Source organism: Cupriavidus sp. SK-4 (genome assembly GCF_000611125.1).
Lineage (GTDB): Bacteria > Pseudomonadota > Gammaproteobacteria > Burkholderiales > Burkholderiaceae > Cupriavidus > Cupriavidus necator.
The window spans coordinates 140,065-160,579 of record NZ_JFJW01000102.1; the positions used below are offsets into that span (position 1 = coordinate 140,065).

The 20,515-nt window shown below is 68.8% G+C and carries 22 protein-coding genes and 1 pseudogene; 17 read left to right on the forward strand and 6 right to left on the reverse strand.

Annotated elements, in window-relative coordinates:
* The first annotated feature begins 12 nt into the window (after window positions 1–12).
* Genes narJ through mobB form a run of 5 tightly spaced genes read left to right on the forward strand, consistent with a single transcriptional unit; the run spans window position 13 to window position 3,484 of the window.
* Entirely contained in the window at window positions 13–687 is a 675-nt protein-coding gene (gene narJ / locus CF68_RS22885) for a nitrate reductase molybdenum cofactor assembly chaperone (protein WP_035823314.1), read from the forward strand.
* 48 nt (window positions 688–735) lie between these two features.
* Window positions 736–1,419, forward strand: a complete 684-nt coding sequence (gene narI / locus CF68_RS22890; RefSeq protein ID WP_035823202.1) for a respiratory nitrate reductase subunit gamma — start codon at window positions 736–738, stop codon at window positions 1,417–1,419.
* 27 nt (window positions 1,420–1,446) lie between these two features.
* On the forward strand, window positions 1,447–2,199 hold the full coding sequence (locus CF68_RS22895) for a peptidylprolyl isomerase (RefSeq protein WP_035823204.1): 753 nt from the start codon (window positions 1,447–1,449) through the stop codon (window positions 2,197–2,199).
* Between the two features lie 15 nt (window positions 2,200–2,214).
* Complete coding sequence (locus CF68_RS22900) at window positions 2,215–2,922, forward strand: carbonic anhydrase (protein WP_035823206.1); 708 nt, start codon at window positions 2,215–2,217, stop codon at window positions 2,920–2,922.
* Window positions 2,923–2,926: 4 nt separating this feature from the next.
* The gene (mobB, locus tag CF68_RS22905; protein WP_035823208.1) at window positions 2,927–3,484 is read left to right on the forward strand and encodes a molybdopterin-guanine dinucleotide biosynthesis protein B; all 558 of its coding nucleotides are present in this window, start codon (window positions 2,927–2,929) and stop codon (window positions 3,482–3,484) included.
* On the opposite strand, the gene CF68_RS22910 is transcribed toward mobB, so the two are convergent.
* A complete protein-coding gene (locus tag CF68_RS22910; protein WP_035823210.1) occupies window positions 3,450–4,022 on the reverse strand; it encodes a DUF2889 domain-containing protein in 573 nt (190 codons plus the stop codon). The genes mobB and CF68_RS22910 overlap by 35 nt on opposite strands.
* A gap of 117 nt (window positions 4,023–4,139) precedes the next feature.
* The gene (locus CF68_RS22915; RefSeq protein ID WP_035823213.1) at window positions 4,140–5,066 is read right to left on the reverse strand and encodes a LysR family transcriptional regulator; all 927 of its coding nucleotides are present in this window, start codon (window positions 5,064–5,066) and stop codon (window positions 4,140–4,142) included.
* A gap of 102 nt (window positions 5,067–5,168) precedes the next feature.
* On the opposite strand from CF68_RS22915, the gene CF68_RS22920 reads away from it, so the two are divergent.
* The 12 genes and pseudogenes from CF68_RS22920 to cobA all read left to right on the forward strand — a co-directional run bounded on the left by CF68_RS22920 (window position 5,169) and on the right by cobA (window position 17,081).
* Complete coding sequence (locus CF68_RS22920; RefSeq protein WP_035823215.1) at window positions 5,169–6,131, forward strand: tripartite tricarboxylate transporter substrate binding protein; 963 nt, start codon at window positions 5,169–5,171, stop codon at window positions 6,129–6,131.
* 20 nt (window positions 6,132–6,151) lie between these two features.
* Window positions 6,152–7,570 carry a 3-isopropylmalate dehydratase large subunit gene (leuC, locus tag CF68_RS22925; RefSeq protein ID WP_084187391.1) on the forward strand — a complete coding sequence of 473 codons (1,419 nt, stop codon included), beginning with the start codon at window positions 6,152–6,154 and terminating at the stop codon, window positions 7,568–7,570.
* Window positions 7,563–8,207 carry a 3-isopropylmalate dehydratase small subunit gene (leuD, locus tag CF68_RS22930; RefSeq protein WP_035823217.1) on the forward strand — a complete coding sequence of 215 codons (645 nt, stop codon included), beginning with the start codon at window positions 7,563–7,565 and terminating at the stop codon, window positions 8,205–8,207. Before leuC ends, leuD begins: the two co-directional genes overlap by 8 nt.
* 221 nt (window positions 8,208–8,428) lie before the next feature.
* Window positions 8,429–10,093, forward strand: a complete 1,665-nt coding sequence (locus CF68_RS22935) for a nitrite reductase (protein WP_035823219.1) — start codon at window positions 8,429–8,431, stop codon at window positions 10,091–10,093.
* Window positions 10,094–10,105: 12 nt separating this feature from the next.
* Window positions 10,106–10,468: a cytochrome c gene (locus CF68_RS22940; protein ID WP_035823220.1), complete on the forward strand. Its 363-nt coding sequence runs from the start codon at window positions 10,106–10,108 to the stop codon at window positions 10,466–10,468.
* A pseudogene (locus CF68_RS22945) lies at window positions 10,408–11,644 on the forward strand (cytochrome D1 domain-containing protein). Before CF68_RS22940 ends, CF68_RS22945 begins: the two are co-directional and overlap by 61 nt.
* 7 nt (window positions 11,645–11,651) lie before the next feature.
* Window positions 11,652–12,641 carry an Lrp/AsnC family transcriptional regulator gene (locus tag CF68_RS22950; RefSeq protein WP_035823222.1) on the forward strand — a complete coding sequence of 330 codons (990 nt, stop codon included), beginning with the start codon at window positions 11,652–11,654 and terminating at the stop codon, window positions 12,639–12,641.
* Window positions 12,638–13,102, forward strand: coding sequence for an Lrp/AsnC family transcriptional regulator (locus tag CF68_RS37505; RefSeq protein WP_035823224.1), 465 nt, complete (start codon window positions 12,638–12,640; stop codon window positions 13,100–13,102). The genes CF68_RS22950 and CF68_RS37505 overlap by 4 nt, the downstream gene beginning before the upstream one ends.
* Window positions 13,102–13,602 (forward strand): AsnC family transcriptional regulator, encoded by a 501-nt coding sequence (locus tag CF68_RS37510; RefSeq protein WP_035823226.1) that lies wholly within the window; start codon window positions 13,102–13,104, stop codon window positions 13,600–13,602. The genes CF68_RS37505 and CF68_RS37510 overlap by 1 nt, the downstream gene beginning before the upstream one ends.
* Before the next feature lie 12 nt (window positions 13,603–13,614).
* Entirely contained in the window at window positions 13,615–14,778 is a 1,164-nt protein-coding gene (gene nirJ, locus CF68_RS22965; protein ID WP_035823228.1) for a heme d1 biosynthesis radical SAM protein NirJ, read from the forward strand.
* Window positions 14,775–16,274, forward strand: coding sequence for a nitrite reductase (locus CF68_RS22970; protein ID WP_035823230.1), 1,500 nt, complete (start codon window positions 14,775–14,777; stop codon window positions 16,272–16,274). The genes nirJ and CF68_RS22970 overlap by 4 nt, the downstream gene beginning before the upstream one ends.
* 33 nt (window positions 16,275–16,307) lie before the next feature.
* Window positions 16,308–17,081 (forward strand): uroporphyrinogen-III C-methyltransferase, encoded by a 774-nt coding sequence (gene cobA / locus CF68_RS22975; RefSeq protein WP_035823232.1) that lies wholly within the window; start codon window positions 16,308–16,310, stop codon window positions 17,079–17,081.
* 25 nt (window positions 17,082–17,106) lie between these two features.
* On the opposite strand, the gene CF68_RS22980 is transcribed toward cobA, so the two are convergent.
* The 4 genes from CF68_RS22980 to CF68_RS22995 form a co-directional block, all read right to left on the reverse strand.
* Complete coding sequence (locus CF68_RS22980) at window positions 17,107–17,871, reverse strand: DUF4410 domain-containing protein (RefSeq protein ID WP_035823234.1); 765 nt, start codon at window positions 17,869–17,871, stop codon at window positions 17,107–17,109.
* A 201-nt stretch (window positions 17,872–18,072) separates the two neighbouring features.
* A complete protein-coding gene (locus CF68_RS22985; protein WP_035823236.1) occupies window positions 18,073–19,419 on the reverse strand; it encodes an ATP-binding protein in 1,347 nt (448 codons plus the stop codon).
* Window positions 19,419–20,132: a response regulator gene (locus CF68_RS22990; protein ID WP_035823238.1), complete on the reverse strand. Its 714-nt coding sequence runs from the start codon at window positions 20,130–20,132 to the stop codon at window positions 19,419–19,421. The genes CF68_RS22985 and CF68_RS22990 overlap by 1 nt, the downstream gene beginning before the upstream one ends.
* Before the next feature lie 51 nt (window positions 20,133–20,183).
* Window positions 20,184–20,477 carry a hypothetical protein gene (locus CF68_RS22995; protein ID WP_035823240.1) on the reverse strand — a complete coding sequence of 98 codons (294 nt, stop codon included), beginning with the start codon at window positions 20,475–20,477 and terminating at the stop codon, window positions 20,184–20,186.
* Between the last annotated feature and the right edge of the window lie 38 nt (window positions 20,478–20,515).

A 20,515-nucleotide genomic window follows, 5' to 3' on the forward strand; every position in this document is an offset into this window, starting at 1 on the left:
ACGGAGAACAACATGCCCCTCTATCCCATCCTCAGCGCCCTGCTCGGCTACCCCGAGCAGGATCTGCTCGACGCCCTGCCCGAGATCGACGCCATGCTGGCCGAATGGCCGCAGGCGCGCGAGCTGCTGGCCCCCGTGACCGGCCTGCTGCGCAGCGAGTCGCTGATCGCGCTGCAGGAGAACTACGTCGCCACCTTCGACCGCAACCCGGCGCACTCGCTGCACCTGTTCGAGCACGTGCACGGCGAAAGCCGCGACCGCGGCCAGGCCATGGTCGACCTGATCGACGAGTACCGGCGCGACGGATTTGAACCTGCGGCGTCCGAGCTGCCCGACTACGTGCCGCTGTTCCTGGAGTTCCTCGGCGCGCTGGTGGCCGATGGCAAGGAAGCGCGCGCCGAGCAATTGCTGGGCGACGCCATCCACGTGCTGGCCGCGATCGGCGACCGACTGGCGCGCAATGAAAGCCCGTACGCCGGCGTGTTCGCGGTGCTGCGCACGCTGACCGGCGTGCAGCCGCAACCGCAGCAGGAGCCGCCGGTGCGCGACATGGACGAGGCGCTGGAGACCTTCGGGCCTGGGGCCGACGGCGTGGAGCCGCTGCTGGCGCCGCAGACGGGTCCGCAGGCGGTGAAATTCTATCCGCGCGATCCGTGTGTCAGGGCGCCAGTGCCGGCTGCCTGCTGACAGGGCATGGCAATGCAAACTGAACACCAGACAATGGGTTAACACACCATGGCAACGATCCACCAATTCCTCTTCGGCATCTACCCGTACATCGCTGCCGCCATCTTCCTGTTCGGCAGCCTGGCCCGCTTCGAGCGCGAGCAATACACCTGGAAGACCGACAGCTCGCAGGTGCTGTACCGGGGCAACCTGCGCACCGGCAACATCCTGTTCCACGTCGGCATCCTGGGCCTGTTCTTCGGCCACCTGGTCGGCCTGCTGACGCCGGTGGCGGTGTGGGATGCGCTGGGTGTCTCACACGGCTTCAAGCAGGCCGTGGCGATGGCCGCCGGCGGCGTGATGGGCACCATGTGCCTGGCCGGGCTGCTGATCCTGCTGCACCGCCGCCTGACCAACGCCCGCGTGTCGGCGGTCACCCGCACCGGCGACAAGGTGCTGCTGCTGTGGCTGCTGGTGACGCTGCTGCTGGGCCTGTCCACCATCTTCGAATCCGCCAGCCACATGGACGGCCACATGATGGTGCAGCTGATGACCTGGGCGCAGCACATCGTCACGCTGCGCGGCGACGCCGCCAGCTATGTCGCGGATGCGCCGCTGCTGTTCAAGGCGCACCTGTTCATGGGCATCACGCTGTTCGCGATCTTCCCGTTCACGCGGCTGGTGCATGTGTGGAGCGGCTTTGCCTCGGTCGGCTACCTCGGCCGCGCCTGGCAACTGGTACGTAGCCGCTGAGCACCGCAACCCGACAAGGAGAACAGCATGCCTGTCACCGTCAACGGCGTGGAACTGCGCGACGCCGATATCGAACGCGAGCTGGACCACCATCACGACGCGGCCAACCCGGCGCGGCTGGCCACTATCTCGGCCATCCTGCGCCAGTTGGTGCGCGCCGAAGCCGACCGCATCGGCCTGGCGGCCGAAGGCCTGGATGACGACGCGCTGGCGCAGGCGCTGCTGGCACATGAAGCCGGCACGCCCGAGCCCGACGAAGCCAGCTGCCGCCGCCACTACGACAGCCGCCCCGAGCGCTTTCGCGACGGCGAATGGGTCGAGGCCGACCATATCCTGTTCCAGGTCACGCCGCGCGTGCCGCTGGACGCGCTGCGCGAGATCGCCGCGCAGACGCTGGCGCTGGTGCGGGGCGATCCTTCCACCTTCCCCGAGCACGCCCGCGCGCTGTCCAATTGCCCGAGCGGCGCCAACGGCGGCCGGCTTGGCCGCGTGTTCCGCGGCGAGACCGCGCCGGAATTCGAGCGCGCGCTGTTCGCCGCGCAGCAGGACGGCGTGCTGCCGCATTTGCTTGAAACCCGTTATGGCCTGCATATCGTGCGCGTCCTGGAACGCTGCCCCGGCACGCGCCTGCCCTTCGATGCGGTGCACGGCGACATTGCCCGCGCCCTGGCCAGCGCCGCGCGCGACCGTGCCTGGAAGCAGTACGCCAGCCTGCTGATCGGGCGCGCGCGCATCGAAGGCATCGAGCTGGAGGGCGCCGACAGCCCGCTGGTGCAGTAGCGCCCGGACGCCGCCATGCATCACATCGAACAACTGCTCAAAGGTTTCGAACGCTTCCAGCAACGCTATTTCGACGACGAGCCCGGGCTGTTCGACACGCTGCGCACCGGCCAGCGCCCGCCCACGCTCCTGATCGGCTGCAGCGATTCACGCGTCGATCCTGGCCTGCTGCTGGGCTGCGATCCGGGCGAACTCTTTACCGTGCGCAATATCGGCAATCTGGTGCCGCCCTGCACCGGCCGCCATGAAGGCAGCCTGCACGGCGTATCCGCGGCGATCCAGTTTGCCGTGCAGCAGCTGCGCGTGGCGCGCATCATCGTGATGGGCCACGGCGGCTGCGGCGGCATCCGCGCCTTGCTGGCGCAGCCGGCCGACGCCGGCGACCATCCGCCCGATGAAAGCGAAGACCCCGATTACATCGGCGCCTGGGTGCGCATCGCGGCACCGGCGCGCAGGCAGGTAGAGGAAACCCTGGCCGCGGCCAGCGCCGCCGAGCGCCAGCGCGCCTGCGAGCAGGCGGCGATCCTGGTGTCGCTGCGCAACCTGCAGACCTTCCCGTTCGTGCGGCGCGCGCTGGAGGCCGGCAGGCTGACGCTGCACGGCTGGTATTTCGACCTGCAGGCCGGCGCGCTGCTGGCCTATTCGCAGCGAGCCGACAGCTTCCTGCCGCTGGTGTGCCCGCTGCCCGCCCAAACTGAACTCCGCGAATCCTGCGAACCCTGACCCCATGCATCCCTTCATCATTGGCATCACCGGCACCTCCGGCAGCGGCAAGACCACGCTGATCACGGCACTGCTGCCGTGGTTCCGCGCACAAGGCCTGACCGTCAACGTGATCAAGCACAGCCATCATCCGCTGGAACTGGAGCCGCCGGGCAAGGACAGCGCGCGCTTTCGCGCCGCCGGCGCGGCCGAGGTGATGGTGGCATCGCCCTATCGCTTCGCCATCGTGCGCGAACTGACCGACGAGGCCGAGCCGACGCTGGCCGAGCAGGTGGCGCGCTTGCGGCCGGCCGATATCACGCTGGTGGAAGGCTTCCGGCGCGAGGCGATTCCGCGCATCGAGGTCTACCGGCCGGCGCACGGGCGCGCGCCCTACTACCCGGGCGATCCTTCGATCGTCGCGCTGGTCACCGATGCGCGCATGGACACGGTACTGCCTTGCATGGCCCTTGACGACATTGCACGGGTGGGGGGCTTCATCCTCGCCATGAAAGACGAGGCGGGGGCGGCGACCGCGGCTGCCGCGTTCAGTCGCTCGCGCGACGGTGCAACGGCCATATGACGTTCACGGCCTCGCCGTCGTTGCGGTAGGCGTGGCAGGTGTCCAGGATCCAGGGCCGGGGTACGGGCTCGTCTCCCGCCAGCTTGGCATGCCACGGCGTCTGTTCGCGCTGGACCGACATGATGGTCTGCATCGCGGTGGTGGCCAGGGGCCCCAGCAGCTCGGTCAGGTGGGTACAGCCCTTGGCGCCCCCCAGGCGCGCCCTGGCCTGCTGCCGGAAGCCGCCGCCGATGCGCAGGCCCTCCAGCTGCCGATAGGCGGCGTTGATCTCCGCGCAGTACGGCGTCGGGCCGGTCTCGGTGCGGGCCTCGAAGCGCCGGATCACCAGGTCCGCGTCGATCGTCATGCACAGGCGCATCTGGTGAATGAAGCCCCCATCGGGCACGCTGACAAAGGGCAGTTCGGTGGCGTCGGCGGAAATATCATCCATATCGGCCTCGATGTCATAGAGGCCATCGTCGCGCAGATAGCCGCGGCATTCGATCTGGCGGGTGTGACGCAGCGTGCGTCCGGGTTGGGGCGTGGGGGCTGTTTCCATGCGCGTTTCCATCGGTCTTCTGGTATTGCCAGTCATGATGGACGCTAGTGGCGCCGGAATCGCCCCCCAGTATCGGGTGGCGCGGCCCCCGTACCGCGCATGATCGCCGCCAGAGGGCTACCAGGCGCTGTCCGCGCTGCCCGCGCCGGAGGCACGGTGGCTGGCAAAGTGCTCCAGCAGGTAGTCCACCAGCGCCCGCACCTTGTCCGGACGATGGTTGCGCGCCGGGAACACCAGGTGGATATCCGCGGGCGCGAACTGCCATTGGGGCAGCACCCGGCGCAGGGCGCCGCTGCGCAGGGGCTCCGCAACATCCCACTCGGAGCGCACGATCAGGCCCTGGCCATCCAGCGCCCAGGCCAGCGCCGATTCCCCGTCATTGGTGCTCATGGTGCCGCGGACCTTGACGGTCTCCTGCTGCGCGCCATGGCGCAGGTGCCAGGTGCCGAAGGTCTCGTCGGCTTCGCGGATGAAGATGCAGTTATGCCGCGCCAGCTCGCGCGGGCTTGATGGCTCGCCCCGCGCTTCCAGGTAGGACGGCGCGGCACAGAGCAGGCGGCGGTTGTTGGCCAGCAGTCGCGCCGTCAGCCGCACATCCGGCATCTCGCCAAAGTGGATCATGGCGTCCAGGCCCTGCTCGACCAGATTCAGGGGCCGGTCAGTCAGATAGAGCTGGACCTCGATATTCGGGAAACGGCGCGAGAACCCCGACAGCGCCGGCGCGATATGCCGCCGTCCGAAGCCGAGCGTAGCGCCGATCTTGAGCAAGCCGTGCGGGGTGCTGCCGTTGCCCGCGATCGATCGCTCCAGCGCCTCCATCTCCGCCAGGATCCTTGCCCCTTCCACCAGATAGCTTTCCCCTTCCGGCGTCAGGCTGATGCGGCGCGTGGTCCGGTGCAGCAACCGGACGCGCAGCCGTGCCTCCAGCCCCGCCAGCCGCTTGCTGACCGCGGGCGGCGTCACGCCAAGCTCCTGCGCCGCGCCGGCCAGGCTGCCGTGCTTGTTGATGCACGCAAAGAACGCGACGTCCGAGAGGTTATCCATTAGTGAATATCAAGAAACAAAGAAGTAACTGAGTTTGAATTATGTGCTTCTGGGTGAATGATACGATGGTTTCCATAACGATTCCTAAACCAGGAGACACCCATGAAAGTTGCCCACCTCACCGCCTTGCTGCTGTGTGCCGCGTCGATCGGCACGGCCGCGGCCCAGTCCTATCCCCAGCGCCCGGTACGCCTGATCGTGCCGTACGCACCGGGCGGCAGCGCCGACATCGCCGCCCGCCTGGTCTCGGATGCCTGGTCGAAGAGCCTGGGCGGCACCATCGTGGTCGAGAACCGTGCCGGCGCCGGCGGCAATATCGGCGTCGATGCCGTGGCCAAGGCCGCCGCCGACGGCTACACCATCGGCCTGCAGACGGTGTCCCTGGCGATCAACCCGGGCCTGTTCCCGCGCATGCCGTATGACACGCTGAAGGACCTGGCCCCGATCGGCATGGTCGCCAGTTCGCAGCACGTGCTGGTGGTCAACAACAACGTGCCCGCCAGGAACCTGCAGGAACTGATCGCGGCGGCCAGGGCCACGCCGGGCAAGCTGACCTACGGGTCCGCGGGCAACGGCAGCACCTTCCATATGTCGGCCGAGCTGTTCAAGTCGGTGGCCAATGTCTCCATCGTCCACGTGCCGTACCGCGGCGGCGGCCCGGCCCTGGTCGACACCATTGCGGGCCAGGTCGACATGAGCTTCCCGGTGATCTCGGCCGCGCAGCAGCATGTGCAGGGCGGCAAGCTCAAGGCGCTCGCCGTCACCGGCAGCAAGCGCGCGCCGCAGTTGCCGAATGTGCCGACCGCGGCCGAGGCGGGCCTGCCCGGCTATGCCTTCGAGACCTGGTTCATGGTGTTTGCCCCGGCCGGCACGCCCAGGCCCGTGATCGACAAGCTGAACGCGGCGCTGAACACGGCGCTGGCCGCGCAGGCAACCCGTGACCGCATGCTCAAGGAAGGCTTCGAGCCCACCCCGACCACGCCCGAGGCCGCGCGCCAGCGCCTGGAGAAAGAGATGCCCGTGTGGGCCAACCTGATCAGGCAGCGCGGCATCACCGCGGAATAACAACAGACAAGGCAGTTGCCATGATCCCCAAGACGCTATACCAGAAGCTGGTCGACTCCCATACCGTGGCCAGGATCGACGACGACAACGTGCTGTTGTACTGCGACCTGCACCTGATGAACGAGTACACCAGCCCGCAGGCCTTCGCCGGGCTGCATGAACAGGACCGCGGCGTGCTGGTGCCCGGACAGAACGTCTCGGTGGTCAGCCATATCATCCCGACGCACCCCACCGCGATCCGCGTGATCGCGGATCCGGCCTCGGCGCTGCAGGCTACCAACCTGCGTGCCAACTGCGAGCGGCACGCGATCCCGCTGTTCGACACCAACGACACGCTGCAGGGCATCGAGCACGTGATCGCGCCCGAGCACGGCATGATCCGGCCGGGCATGGTGGTGATCTGCGGCGACAGCCATACCACCACCTACGGCGCGCTCGGCGCGCTCGGCTTCGGCATCGGCACCTCCGAGGTCGAGCATGTGCTGGCCACCCAGACGCTGGTCTACCGGATGGCCAGGACCATGCGCATCCGCGTGGACGGCAAGCTGCCCGCCGGCACCACCGCCAAGGACCTGATCCTCAGGATCATCGGCGCGATCGGCGCGCAGGGTGCGCGCGGCTATGTGGTGGAGTACTGCGGATCGGCGATCCGCGACCTGAGCATCGAGGCCCGCTTCACGCTGTGCAACATGACCGTGGAGGCCGCGGCGCGCGGCGCGCTGATCGCGCCGGACGCGGTCGCCACCGACTATGTGCTGCGCCGCGCCGTGGATATCGAAGGTCCGCAGCGCGACGCCGCGCTCAGCTACTGGGCGACTCTCCAAAGCGATGCGGGTGCCGTGTTCGACATGGACTTCGTGTTCGACGCAAGCGAGATCGAGCCCTCCGTGACCTGGGGCACCAGCCCGGACCAGGTACTGCCGGTGTCCGGCCAGATCCCGTTCCCGGAAGACCAGCTCGACGAGGCCGAGCAGCGCTCGGTCGAGCGCGCGCTGGCGTACACGCACCTGCAGCCGGGCGCCGCGCTGGCAGGCACGCCGATCCAGCACGTCTTCATCGGCTCCTGCACCAACGGCCGCATCGAGGACCTGCGCGCGGTGGCCAGCGTAGTGCGTGGCCGCAAGGTGGCCGCGGGGGTCAGGGCCATGGTGGTGCCCGGGTCTGGCGCGGTCAAGGCCCAGGCCGAGCGCGAGGGCCTGGCCGAGATCCTCACCGCCGCGGGCTTTGAATGGCGGCAACCGGGCTGCTCGATGTGCCTGGCCATGAACGACGACGTGCTCGCCGACGGCGTGCGCTGCGCTTCCACCACCAACCGCAATTTCGAGGGTCGGCAGGGACGCGGTGCCATCACCCACCTGATGAGCCCGGCCATGGCCGCCGCGGCCGCCGTCACCGGCGTCATCACCGACGTCCGCAAGCTGGAGATCACCCATGCCTGAACCCACCTGCATCGCCGGCAAAGGCGCCGCCATCCGCTTTGAGAACCTCGATACCGACCAGATCATCCCCAAGCAGTTCCTGCGCGGGATCGACAAGGCCGGGCTGGCCGAGGGCATTCTCTACGACCACCGCTTCGACGCCAGCGGCGCGCCGCGCGCTGGCTTTGTGCTGAACCGGCCCGAGTACGCCGGCACCAGCATCCTGGTAAGCGGCGCCAATTTCGGCTGCGGCTCCAGCCGCGAGCACGCCGTCTGGGGCCTGCAGCAATTCGGCATCCGCGCCGTGATTGCGCCGAGCTTCGGCGAGATCTTCTATTCGAACGCGATGAACAACCGGCTGCTGCTGGTGATGCTGCCGCGCGAGGTGATCGAGCGGTTGATGAACGACGTGGATGCGGACGCGGGCAACACCATCAGCATCGATGTCGAGGCGATGCGCGTGCGCACGCCCTCCGGCGACTACGCCTTCGAGCTGTCGGCAAGGCACCGCCGCATGTTTATCGAAGGGCTGGACATGATCGGCCTGTCGCTGCGGCAGCGCGGCGAGATCGAGCAGTTCATCCAGCAGTACCGGAGCGCGTTCCCGTGGACAACGAACGTGGCCAGGCGCACGCGCGACCGCTTGGGCGCGACCTGAAGCATGCCCTTGCAAGCGCATCGCCTTCACGGTGCGCTTGCACCATGCCAACCACAAGCATCAACCACCCCACACTTCGTTCCCGCACCACCGCCGCCGTTTGATGCCAGTCAATTCCATGTCGTCAGTGTGTCCGCATGATTTCCACATGACGACATGTGCCCGCCACGCAGGCATGGGCACCGCGAAACAGCTTTCCTCACCGCTGATCCACGGCACCCATGAAAGCAAAAAACTGGCTGTACCCGGCAATCGCGGCATTGCCGCTCTCACTCTGGCTCGGGCTGCCACATGCAGCCACCAAGGCAGAACCGAAGGCGGAACCGAAAGCCGCCATCCCCACCCTCACCGCCGCTGAGTTCGACCACGCCCGGCAGATCTACTTCGAACGCTGCGCCGGCTGCCACGGCGTACTGCGCAAGGGCGCGACCGGCAAGGCGCTGACGCCGGACATCACCCGCGCGCGCGGCACCGAGTACCTGAAGATCTTCATCAAGTACGGCAGCCCCGCCGGCATGCCTAACTGGGGCACCTCGGGCGATCTCTCCGACAAGGAAGTCGACCTGATGGCGCGCTATATCCAGCTCGACCCGCCGACCCCGCCCGAGTACTCGCTGGCCGATATCGAGAAAAGCCGCAAGGACATCCTGCCGGTGGCCCAGCGTCCTACAAAGAAGATGAACCAGTACAACCTGGACAACCTCTTCTCGGTCACGCTGCGCGATGCCGGCGAGGTCGCGCTGATCGACGGCGACAGCAAGCAGATCATCAATATCGTCAAGACCGGCTACGCGGTCCATATCTCGCGCATGTCGGCGTCCGGGCGCTACCTGTACGTGATCGGCCGCGACGCGCGGCTGGACCTGATCGACCTGTGGCTGCCCAAGCCCGATATCGTCGCGGAAGTGAAGGTCGGCATGGAGGCGCGCTCGGTCGAGACCTCCAAGTACAAGGGCTATGAAGACAAGTACGCCGTGGCCGGTTCCTACTGGCCGCCGCAGTACGTGATCATGGAAGGCGACACGCTCAAGCCGCTCAAGGTGGTCTCCACGCGCGGCATGACCGTGGACAACGAATACCACCCCGAGCCGCGCGTGGCGGCCATCGTCGCCAGCCATTTCCATCCGGAGTTCGTGATCAACGCCAAGGAGACCGGCAAGATCCTGATGGTCAACTACTCGGACCTGTCCAACCTGAAGACCACCGCCATCGATTCAGCCAAGTTCCTGCATGACGGCGGCTTCGACGCCACCGGCCGCTACTTCCTGGTGGCCGCCAATGCGTCCGACAAGATCGCCGTGGTCGACACCAAGGAGAACAAGCTGGCCGCCCTGATCAACGTGGGCAAGACCCCGCATCCGGGGCGCGGCGCCAACTTCACGCATCCGAAGTTCGGCCCGGTCTGGACCACCAGCCACCTTGGCGACGAGACCATCAGCCTGATCGGCACCGATCCGGCCGGACACCCGGCGCAGGCGTGGAAGGTGGTGCAGACCATCAAGGGCCAGGGCGGCGGTTCGCTCTTCATCAAGACCCACCCGAAGTCGTCCAACCTGTGGGTCGACACGCCGCTGAACCCTGACGCTAAGCTCAACCAGTCGGTGGCGGTGTTCGACACGCGCAACCTGGAAGCCGGCTACAAGGTGCTGCCGATCGCCGACTGGGCCGACCTGAAGGGCGCGGGCGCCAGGCGCGTGGTGCAGGCCGAGTACAACAAGGCCGGCGACGAGGTCTGGTTCTCGGTCTGGGGCACCAAGGACGGCGAGTCCGCGCTGGTGGTGGTCGACGACAAGACCCGCACGCTCAAGACCGTGATCAAGGACAAGCGCCTGGTCACCCCGACCGGCAAGTTCAACGCCTACAACACGCAGCACGACGTGTACTGAGCCGGCGCCACCATGCGTAATCACATCGCCTGGCGGCGCGCTGCGCTGGCGGGGCTGGCAGCTGCCGTGCTGGGCGCAGCGCCCGCCGCGGCAGCCCAGCCCACCCCTGCCCGGCAGGCGCAGCTGGCGCACTGGCTGCGCGATGACTGCGGCGCCTGCCACGGCATGACGCTGCGCGGCGGGCTGGGCCCGCCGCTGACGCGCGAGGCACTGTCCGGTAAACCGCCCGAGGGCCTGGTCGCCACCGTGCTGTACGGCCGCCCCGGCACCGCGATGCCGCCCTGGCAACCCTTCATGACGCAGGATGAAGCCCAATGGCTGATCGATCGACTGCAGGCCGGCAAGCCACCGGCCGCCTCGCCGCAAGGCAACTGATCCGCGGCCTGGCCGCGGCCTTGTGCGCCACCTTTGCCGCCGCGCTGGTGGCCGGTTGTGCCAGCGCCGTGCGCGGCACCGGCGACCTGGGCGTGGTGGTGGAGCGCGCCGCCGGACGGCTGCAGATTGTCGAGACCACCGGCATGACCCGGCTGGCAACGGTGGAAGGACTCGGCGACTTGTCCCACGCCAGCGTGGTGTTCTCGCGCGACGCACGCTACGCCTATGTCTTCGGCCGCGACGGCGGCCTGACGCGCGTGGACTTGCTGAGCGCCCGCATCACCCACCGCGTGCTGCAGGCGGGTAACAGTATCGGCGGCGCGATCTCGCAGGATGGGCGCGTGGTGGCGGCGCAGAACTACGCGCCCGGCGGCATCCGGCTGTTCGATGCCCAGTCGCTTGAGCCGTTGGCGGAGTTGCCGGCCATCGGCAATGACGGCCGCCGCTCCAAGGTGGTGGGGCTGGCCGATCTGCCCGGGCGCCGCTTTGCCGCCAGCCTGTTTGAATCCGGCGAGATCTGGATCATCGACGCCAGCGATCCGCGCCAGCCGCAGGTGACACGCCTGCCGGCGGGCCGCGAGCCGTACGACGGACTGGTCACGCCCGATGGCCGCTGGTACCTGGCCGGCCTGTTCGGTGAGGACGGCCTGGCGCTGGTCGACCTGTGGCAGGCGCCGCTGCAGTCGCACCGCGTGCTCTCCGGCTACGGCCGCGGCAGCGCGCCGCTGCCGGTCTACAAGATGCCGCACCTGCGCGGCTGGGCCATGGCCCAGGGCAGGGCCTGGCTGCCGGCGATCGGCCGTCATGAGGTGCTGGTGGCCGATCCCGCCAACGGCTGGCAGCAGGCCGCGCGCGTGGCCCTGGCCGGCCAGCCGGTCTTTGCGATGGCACGGCCCGACGGGCACCAGGTCTGGGTCAACTTCGCCTTCCCCCAACAACGACACGGTGCAGGTGATCGACACCGCCACGCGCCAGGTGGTGCGCACGCTGCGCCCCTGCCGCAGCGTGCTGCATATGGAGTTCACACCCAAGGGCGAGGCTCTGTGGCTGTCCTGCCGCGACGACAACCGTGTCGAGGTCTACGACACCGCCAGCCTGGCGCGCATTGCCACGCTGCCCGCCGACAACCCCAGCGGCATCTTCTTCACCGTGCGCGCGCAACGGTTCGGCATGTAAGGGCACCATGTACGATGAACTGAACCTCTACGACACCCTGCAGCGCGATTTCCCGCTGCAGCCGCGGCCCTACCAGGCGCTGGCCGGAAAGCTCGGCCTGTGCGAGCACACGCTGCTGAGCCTGCTGGCGCGCGACCTGGGCAGCGGGCGCATCAGCCGCGTCGGCGCCGTGTTCGCGCCCAACGTGATCGGCGTCAGCACGCTGGCGGCGCTGTCCGTGCCGCCGGCCCAGCTGGACCGCGTGGCAGCGCGCGTCAGCGCCTGCGCGGCGGTCAGCCACAACTATGCGCGCAGCGGCCACCCCTACAACCTGTGGTTCGTCGCGGGCGCGCGCGAGCGCCGCATGCTCGACGTCACGCTGGCGTCGATCGGAGACTTGACCGGCCTGGCACCGCTGGACCTGCCCATGGCCCGCGAGTATCACATCGACCTTGGCTTCCCGCTGGCGCGCCCGGGCAGCGCGCGCGCCCGCCGCGTGGCCAGCGCGGCCGCTCCCGCCGCGCCTGTTGCCCTGGACGATGACGACTGGCGCCTGGTGGCAGCATTGGAAACCGGCCTGCCGCTGACGCCGCGCCCGTTCCACGCACTGGCGGCGCAAGCGCGGATGCCGATGCCACAAGTCCTGGAGCGGTTGGCGCGCTGGTCCGCGCAGGGCGTGATCCGGCGCCTGGGCGTGGTGCTGCAGCATGGGCGTTTCGGCTTCGGCCACAACGCCATGTGCGTGTGGGACGTGCCCGACGCGCAGGTGGACGCCATCGGCATGCGGCTTGCTCGGCAGGTACGCGTGACCCTGTGCTACCGCCGCGTGCGCCGGCTGCCCGACTGGCCCTACAACCTGTTTGCGATGGTCCATGCGCGCAATGCGCAGGACTTGCAGCCCGCGCTGGCGCGCATCCACGCCACCGCCGGGCTGGAACACGCGCCCGGGACCGTGCTGGTCGGCACGCGCTGCTACAAGCAGCGCGGCACACGCTATGCCATGCAGGTGTCGGCATGACCAGTGCAATCGCCGCACTCGACCCGCTCGACCGCCGCATCATCAACGCGCTGCAGCGCGGCCTGCCACTGGTGCCGCATCCGTATGCCGAAGCCGCGTCGGCCCTCGGCATCACCGAGGCCGAACTGCTGGAGCGGCTGCGCGCGCTGCTTGCCGCAGGCGTGCTGACGCGCTTCGGCCCGCTCTACCAGATCGAGCGCGCAGGCGGAAGCTTCGTGCTGTGCGCCTGCCATGCGCCTGCCACGCGCATGGAAACCGTGATCGCCGCCATCAACGCGTACCCCGAGGTTGCCCACCACTACGCGCGCACGCATCACCTGAACCTGTGGTTCGTGCTGGCGGTGGCGAGGCCGGAGGAGGTCGCGCCGGTACTCGCGCGCATTGCCGCGGCGGCCGGCGTCGAGATCCTGCCGTTCCCGAAGGAACGCGAGTTCTTCGTCAACCTCTACCTGCCCGCCTGATGTCGGAGCCTGTCGATCCCGTCGACCTCGCGCTGATTCGCGCCACGCAAGCCGGCCTGCCGCTGGTGCCGGCGCCCTATGCGGCGGTGGCCTGCGAACTCGGCCTGACCGAGCACGAAGTGATCACGCGGCTCGCCGCGATGCAGGCGCGCGGCGTGCTGCGCCGTATCGGCGCCGTGCCCAATCACTACCGGCTGGGCTGGCGCGCCAACGGCATGACCGTGTGGGACGTGGACGATGCGTGCATTGACACGCTGGGCGAGCGCATCGGCGCCCTGCCCTTCGTCAGCCATTGCTATCGCCGTCCGCGCCACTTGCCGCATTGGCCCTACAACCTGTTCGCGATGGTCCATGCGCGCTCCCGCGAAGACGCCGCGCCGCAGCTTGCCGTGATCGCGGCACTGCTTGGCAACGCCTGCCGCGCGCACGACGTGCTGTGGTCCACCCGCATCCTCAAGAAAACCGGGCTGCGCCTGCCGCCGCCCGGCCCAGACCAATAGGAAACCCCGCCCATGTTCCGCCTGTCACGCTTCATGGAAGCCCTGCGCGATGCCGGCCCGGTGCCGCCGCCGCGCAAGCCCGCCGGCCCGGTGGTGATCTGGAACCTGATCCGCCGCTGCAACCTCAACTGCCGGCACTGCTATGCCACCTCCGCCGACACGGACTTCAAGGGCGAGCTGGATACCGCCGAGGCGCTGCGCGTGCTCGAGCAGTTGCGTGATGCGCGCGTGCCCGCGCTGATCCTGTCCGGGGGCGAACCGCTGCTGCGGCCTGACCTGTACGAGATTGCCGCACGGGCGCGCGCGCTCGGCTTCCACCTGTCGCTGTCGTCCAACGGCACGCTGCTTGATGCAGGGCATGCCACCCGGCTCGCGGCAGCGGGATTCGACTACGTCGGCGTCAGCCTGGACGGCTTGCCCGCCACGCACGACCGCTTCCGCCGGAGCGACGGCGCCTTTGCGCAGGCGCTGGCGGGCCTGCGCGTCGCGCGCGCAGCCGGCCTGCGCGTGGGCGTGCGCATGACGCTGACCGAAGCCAACGCGGCGCAGCTGCCCGACCTGGTGGCGCTGACCGAGCGCGAGGGCATCGACAAGTTCTACCTGTCGCACTTCAACTATGCTGGCCGTGCGCGCAGCCATCGCGCCGAAGACGCGCACCATGCGCGCACCCGTGCCGCGCTCGACTGGCTGTTCGACCACGTCTGGCAGCGCACGCAGCAGGGCCATGCGGGCGACTTCGTCACCGGCAACAACGATGCGGATGGCGTGTACCTGCTGCACTGGATCGCGAGGCGCTTGCCGCATCGCCTGGCCGACATGCGCCAGCGGCTGGAACACTGGGGCGGCAACGCCACCGGCGTCGGCGTGGCCAATATCGACAACCTCGGCAATGTCCATCCCGACACGATGTGGTGGCACGTGACCGTGGGCAACGTGCGCGAGCAGCCGTTCGGCGAGATCTGGGCCAGCCGCGCCGATCCGCTGATGGCGGGCCTGGCCAGCACGCCGCGTCCGCTGCAGGGGCGTTGCGCAGGCTGCGCATATCGCGCCATCTGCAACGGCAACACCCGCGTGCGCGCCTTTGCGCTGACAGGCAACGCCTGGGCGGAGGACCCGGGTTGCTACCTGAGCGATGCCGAGATCGCGCATGCGCCTGGCACGGAGGTCGCGGCATGAAGACCGTGCTCCGATGGCTGGTCGCCCTGACCTATGCCTGCGCCGCGCAAGCCACAATGGCCGCCGACCCCGCAGCGGTCTACAGCCAGCATTGCGCCGCCTGCCATGGCGCCGACCGCCTCGGCGCCATGGCCCCCGCGCTGCTGCCGGAAAGCCTGGAGCGCCTGCGCGCCAGCGAACTTGACCAGGTGCTGCATGATGGCCGCGCCGCCACGCAGATGCCGGCATTCACCGGCACGCTGGCCGAACCCGACCTGCAGGCTTTGGCGCGCTGGCTGCGCACGGCGCCCGCAGCCGTGCCCCAATGGCACGCGGAGGCCATCCGCGCCAGCCATATCGTCCACCACGCCCCCGGCAGCCTGCCGGCGCGGCCGGTGTTCAGCGCCGATCCGCAGAACCTGTTCGTGGTGGTGGAGGCCGGCAGCCATCATATGACCGTGCTGGACGGGGACCGGCTGGCACCGGTCCATCGCTTTGCCACCCGCTTTGCGCTGCACGGCGGCCCCAAGTTCAGCCGCGACGGCCGCTATGTCTACATGGCCAGCCGCGATGGCTGGATCAGCAAATACGACCTGTGGAACCTGGCTTATGTGGCTGAGATCCGGGTCGGTGTGAACACGCGCAACGTCGCCGTCAGCGACGACGGCCGCTGGGTGCTGGCCGGCAATACGCTGCCGCGCACGCTGGTGCTGCTCAATGCCGAAGACCTGTCGCTGGCGCGGGTGATCGACGTGAGGGGGCGCAATGGCGAGGCCTCGCGCGTCTCCGCCGTCTACGACGCCGCACCGCGCCACAGCTTTATTGCCGCGCTGAAGGATATCGCCGAGGTCTGGGAAATCCCGTATGCCGATGCGGCCGGCGCGCCGCTGCCCGCGCTGGCACCGCGCGTGGTGGTGCTGGACGATGTGCTCGACGACTTCTTCTTCGACCAGTCCTATCGCCACATCCTGGGCGCTTCGCGCAAAGGTGGCGGCCAGGTGATCGATCTGCAGCAGGGCCGCAAGGTCGCGGCGCTTGCGCTTGGCGGCATGCCGCACCTGGGTAGCGGCATCACCTGGCAGCGCGACGGACGTGAAGTGATGGCCTCGCCCGACCTCGGGCAAGGGCGCATCACGGTGATCGACATGCAGGACTGGCACACGGTCGCCACCGTGCCGACCAACGGTCCGGGCTTCTTCCTGCGCAGCCATGAAAACACCCCCTACGCCTGGGCCGACGCCATGATGAGCCCGAAGCGCGACACGCTGCATGTGATCGACAAGCAAAGCCTGCAGGTGGTCGGCAGCGTCACGCCAAGCCCGGGGCGCACCGCCGCGCACGTCGAATTCACGCGCGACGGGCGCTACGCGCTGGTCAGCCTGATGGAGCGCGACGGCGCCATCGTGATCTACGACGCGGCCACCTTGCAGGAGGTCAAACGCCTGCCGATGGACAAGCCCATCGGCAAGTACAACGTCTTCAACAAGACCACGCGCTCGGCCGGCACCAGCCACTGAGCGGCATGGTGATGCCCCATTGCAGGAGCCCACATGAACCCAACCCTGAAACCCGGGAAGGTCTGGCTGGTCGGCGTCGGCCCCGGCAGCCCGGACCTGGTCACGGTACGCGCCATGCGCGCGCTGGCCGCGGCCGAGGTCTGGCTGGTCGATGACCTGGTCGCGCCGGAGATGTCCTGCTATGCCAGTCCCGGCACGCATGTGGAGTGGGTCGGCAAGCGCGGCGGACGCTGCTCGGTCAGCCAGGAACGCATCCAGCAGCTGACGCTGCAGCATGCGCTGGCCGGCCGCATCGTGGCGCGCGTCAAGGGCGGCGATCCGCTGCTGTTCGGGCGCGGCGGCGAGGAAGCCGCCTTCCTGCGCGGCCACGGCGTGGCCGTCGAGATCGTCAACGGCATCAGCAGCGGCATGGCCGCCGCGCAAGCCTTGGGGATTGCGCTGACGCACCGCACGCACTGCCACGGCGTGACCTTCGTGACCGGCCATACCAGCGCGCACGGCTCGCCCGACTGGCAGGCGCTGGTGCGTGGCGGCACCACGCTGGTGATCTACATGGGCATGAGCCGGATCGCGGCGATCCGCGACGGCTTGCTGGCGGCGGGCATGCGCAGCGACATGCCGGCGGCAGTGGTGATGCATGCCGGCAGCGAGCAGGCACGTAGCTGGACCGGCTCGCTCGGCACGCTTGCCGAAGCGCTCGCAGCGGGGCTGGCCAGCCCGGCCGTGATACTGGTGGGTGGGGTGGTCGCAGACACGCTGCAGGCGGTGCAGGCGATGGTTCCGGGCGCCGGTGCGCTGGCCGCGTAGCGTCGGATGCCGGGCCAGCTGCGCATCAGATCGCGGAAGCAGCCGTCAGCCACCCTTCTTCCGTGCTGGCCGCGATGACCTGGATGGCGATGGTGTTGCCCAGGCGGGTGGCGTCGGCGTAGACCGAGTCATGCCTGACTTCGGACACGCCGTGCAAGCCCGCCCCGGCGCCGGCAGCCACCGCCAGGTGACCCGCCGCGGCGCCTGCGCCGCCGGTTTCCGCCACCCCCGGCAGATGGCCGCTGTCGGCATCGGCAACAAAGCTCTGCAGCGGCACCGCCGCGCCGTTGGCCGGCTGGTACGTGATCCGCACCGCCGCGCTGACTTCGCTCTTGCCGGCACCCAGCCCGATCAGCAGGCGGCGGCGGGCAGTGCCTGCATCGATCTTGCTGAAGTCGCCGTCGACGATCAGCGCATTGGCACCGGCCGAGACCGGCGCGTCCGAGCGCACGGCATGCAGGCCCCTGGCCTGCAGCTCGCGCACGATCTCGCTGGCGACCTGCTCGCGGGCTTCAGTGGCCGTCTGCGCGCTCACACTGGCCGGGGAGCCGCCTGCCATCATCGTCGTCACCTTCTGCGCCAGGCCGCCGTCCTGCTTCACCTGTCCGGCGCTGGCGTCGAAGGCGCGCACGTAGATGACGTCGGCGTGCACCGGATGCAGCAGGCCGGTCTGGTCGATGCCGGTCACCCCGGCACTGGCGCAGCCTGCGCTCAGCATGGCGGTGGCGGCAAGGGCCGCGATGGTCAGGCGCCTGGTCTGGCGGGCGATGGTCTGGATGGTGTTGCGCATCTGGGATCCTTCATTGGCACGTCAGTGCCGGCTATCGTCGGGAAAGCTGTCACCGACAATCGTTCGACCAGCAAGATCGCAAACCATCGGGGAGCCTGTCATTGCGGGCCGCGCTTCGTTGTTGCCGTGCGCCGCATCGCAGTGACCGAAGTATCGGAAAAACCCGGCGGCTATGCCATGCGGGAAATATTTCGCGCGATGTCACGGCGCGGTGCCGTGCCCGCGCTGCGCGGAAGCTGCCTGCAGCGGCAACGCCACCACCGCTTCCAGGCCGCCGCCATCGCGTGCGCGGAACTGCAGCGAGCCGCCATGCAGCCGTGCAATGCGTTCAACGATGGCCAGCCCGAGGCCGGTGCCGCCCGCATGGCCGCGTGCGTTGGCGCCGCGGCTGAACGGCGCCTTGAGCTGCTCCAGCTCGTGTGCGGCGATGCCCGTGCCGCGATCGCCCACGGCCACGTAGGCGCACGCGGCGTCGCGCCAGGTGCGCACGCTGAAGCCGGACTTGCCGTAGACGACAGCGTTCTGCATCAGGTTCATCAGCAGCCGCATCAGGCTGACCGGGCGGAACGGCACCCGCGGCAACTCACCCAATGACAGCGCGAACTCATGGCCGAGGCCGGCGAAGTCGGACGCCAGTTGGCCGACCAGCGCATTGAGGTCGCCAGGCTGCGGCAGCTCTTTCTCGCCGCTGCCGGCGTAGTCCATGAACTGCTGCAGGATGGTCTCGATATGGTCCAGGTAGCCTTCCGCCGACGCCACGAAGGCGTCGTCGGCGCCGCGCGGGATCGCCATCGCCATCGCCAGGCGCAGCTTGGTCAGCGGCGTGCGGATATCGTGCGAGACCCCGGCCAGCATCAGCGCAAGGGTCTGCTCGGCCTGCTGCAGCGCCTGCGTCATCTGGTTGAAGGCGCTGCCGACCTGCGCAATCTCGGTGGGACCGTTGGTGGGCAGTGGCGGTGGCGTCTCGCCCGCGCAAATCTGGCGCGCCGCCTGTGCCAGGTCCTGCAGCGGGCGGTTCAGGTGCAGCTGGATCAGGTAGCCGGTCAGTGCCGCCAGCAGTGCCAGCGCCAACGACAGCACCAGCGCGGTGCCGATGCCGCCGGCACGCGCGTCTTCACTCATCGGCAAGGCGACCCATTGCGGCGAGCCGGCCACATGCAGGCGAATCCACAGCTTCTCGCCATCTCCGCTCTGCCATCGCACTGGCGTATCGGGCAGTTGGCGCTGCAGGGCTTCCAGGAACACGTCACGCTGCCACGTGCGCATCAGGTGCAGCGCATCAGGGGCCGCGGCGGGCGCGGCACGGGCGGGGTCTTGCCGCTGCGCACCGAGACGCCGGGCCGCGGCGGCGCCCGCCTCTGGCGGCATGGCGGCGAGCACGCCGTCGAGCGTCTTTACGTAATCGGAGAAGATGATGGCAGCACGCTCGATGCGCGGGCGCTGCACGAAATGCAGCAGCACGCTCAGCGAGCATGCCTGGGTGACGGCCACCAGCGCCATCAGCAGCGCGATATTGCGCGCGAGCAGCGAGCGGGGCAGCAGCCGCATCACGATTCGACGCCGGCGACCAGCATGTAGCCCACGCCCCACACCGTCCTGATAAAGCGCGGCTTGGACGGATCCGCTTCAACGATCTGGCGCAGGCGCAGGATCTGCACGTCGATGCTGCGGTCGAGCGCATCGTGGTCGCGCCCGCGCGCGCGGGCCAGCAGGTTGTCGCGGCTGACGGCCCGGTTCGGCGACGACCCCAGCGCATGCAGCAAGAGCATCTGCGCGGAATGGACCTCAACCAGCTCGCCGGCGCGCATCAGCATCTGCTTGCCGACGTCGAAGGTGAAGTCGCCGAAGCGCAGCGTCTGCGTGGTGACGTTCGGATCGCCGGCGGCCATCTTCTGGCGCCGCAGCAGCGCCCGGATGCGCGCCACCAGTTCATCCGGCACGAAGGGCTTGGCCAGGTAGTCGTCGGCGCCAGTCTCCAGCCCCGCGACGCGGTCGACCGGATCGCCCCTGGCGGTCAGCATCAGGATCGGCAAGGTGTGGCCTTCGGCACGCAGGCGCCGGCAGATGGTGAGACCGTCTTCCGGCTCCATCATCAGGTCCAGCACCAGCAGGTCGTACGGCTCGCGCTGCAGGTATTTGTCCAGCTGCTTGCCGTCCGCCACCGCACGCACGCGGAACCCGTGCCCGGTCAGGAACCGTTGCAGCATGTTGCGCAGCTCGGCCTCGTCGTCGAGCACCACAATCCTGTTCACCTGTTCCATGACGGGTCTCCGGCGATGCCGGCCTCCGGTGCCGGCCTGCGTTGCCAGCCGTCAGCGCGACATCATCTTCCGCCTCGTGAACGCCTCGATCTGCGGCAGCGTCACGTAACCCGCGCGCTGCGTATCGATCTGGTCGAAGTGGCTGGCAACCATCGGCATGCCCGCCGCGGCCTGCTCGCGGGTCAGCTTGCCGTCCCGCGTGGTATTGGCGCTGGCAAAGCGCGTCTGCAATTGCTGCAACGCACGCTCCACGCGCGCGCCGCCGGCTGCAGGCATCTCGACACTTTGTGCCGAGGCACCTGCTGAAACAATACACAAGATAAGCACTGCAATCATCTTCGTCATGATGGACTCCGTGAGATAGCCGGCCTTGCCGGCAGGGG

Coding starts and splice junctions, on each gene's coding strand:
- CF68_RS22995 (WP_035823240.1), bottom strand. CDS start 20,477: ATGACGAAGATGATTGCAGTGCTTATCTTGTGTATTGTTTCAGCAGGT.
- CF68_RS22895 (WP_035823204.1), top strand. CDS start 1,447: ATGCCTGTCACCGTCAACGGCGTGGAACTGCGCGACGCCGATATCGAA.
- CF68_RS22985 (WP_035823236.1), bottom strand. CDS start 19,419: ATGCGGCTGCTGCCCCGCTCGCTGCTCGCGCGCAATATCGCGCTGCTG.
- CF68_RS22980 (WP_035823234.1), bottom strand. CDS start 17,871: ATGCGCAACACCATCCAGACCATCGCCCGCCAGACCAGGCGCCTGACC.
- CF68_RS22935 (WP_035823219.1), top strand. CDS start 8,429: ATGAAAGCAAAAAACTGGCTGTACCCGGCAATCGCGGCATTGCCGCTC.
- CF68_RS37505 (WP_035823224.1), top strand. CDS start 12,638: ATGACCAGTGCAATCGCCGCACTCGACCCGCTCGACCGCCGCATCATC.
- CF68_RS22950 (WP_035823222.1), top strand. CDS start 11,652: ATGTACGATGAACTGAACCTCTACGACACCCTGCAGCGCGATTTCCCG.
- narJ (WP_035823314.1), top strand. CDS start 13: ATGCCCCTCTATCCCATCCTCAGCGCCCTGCTCGGCTACCCCGAGCAG.
- mobB (WP_035823208.1), top strand. CDS start 2,927: ATGCATCCCTTCATCATTGGCATCACCGGCACCTCCGGCAGCGGCAAG.
- leuD (WP_035823217.1), top strand. CDS start 7,563: ATGCCTGAACCCACCTGCATCGCCGGCAAAGGCGCCGCCATCCGCTTT.
- cobA (WP_035823232.1), top strand. CDS start 16,308: ATGAACCCAACCCTGAAACCCGGGAAGGTCTGGCTGGTCGGCGTCGGC.
- leuC (WP_084187391.1), top strand. CDS start 6,152: ATGATCCCCAAGACGCTATACCAGAAGCTGGTCGACTCCCATACCGTG.
- CF68_RS37510 (WP_035823226.1), top strand. CDS start 13,102: ATGTCGGAGCCTGTCGATCCCGTCGACCTCGCGCTGATTCGCGCCACG.
- CF68_RS22990 (WP_035823238.1), bottom strand. CDS start 20,132: ATGGAACAGGTGAACAGGATTGTGGTGCTCGACGACGAGGCCGAGCTG.
- nirJ (WP_035823228.1), top strand. CDS start 13,615: ATGTTCCGCCTGTCACGCTTCATGGAAGCCCTGCGCGATGCCGGCCCG.
- narI (WP_035823202.1), top strand. CDS start 736: ATGGCAACGATCCACCAATTCCTCTTCGGCATCTACCCGTACATCGCT.
- CF68_RS22920 (WP_035823215.1), top strand. CDS start 5,169: ATGAAAGTTGCCCACCTCACCGCCTTGCTGCTGTGTGCCGCGTCGATC.
- CF68_RS22915 (WP_035823213.1), bottom strand. CDS start 5,066: ATGGATAACCTCTCGGACGTCGCGTTCTTTGCGTGCATCAACAAGCAC.
- CF68_RS22900 (WP_035823206.1), top strand. CDS start 2,215: ATGCATCACATCGAACAACTGCTCAAAGGTTTCGAACGCTTCCAGCAA.
- CF68_RS22940 (WP_035823220.1), top strand. CDS start 10,106: ATGCGTAATCACATCGCCTGGCGGCGCGCTGCGCTGGCGGGGCTGGCA.
- CF68_RS22970 (WP_035823230.1), top strand. CDS start 14,775: ATGAAGACCGTGCTCCGATGGCTGGTCGCCCTGACCTATGCCTGCGCC.
- CF68_RS22910 (WP_035823210.1), bottom strand. CDS start 4,022: ATGGAAACAGCCCCCACGCCCCAACCCGGACGCACGCTGCGTCACACC.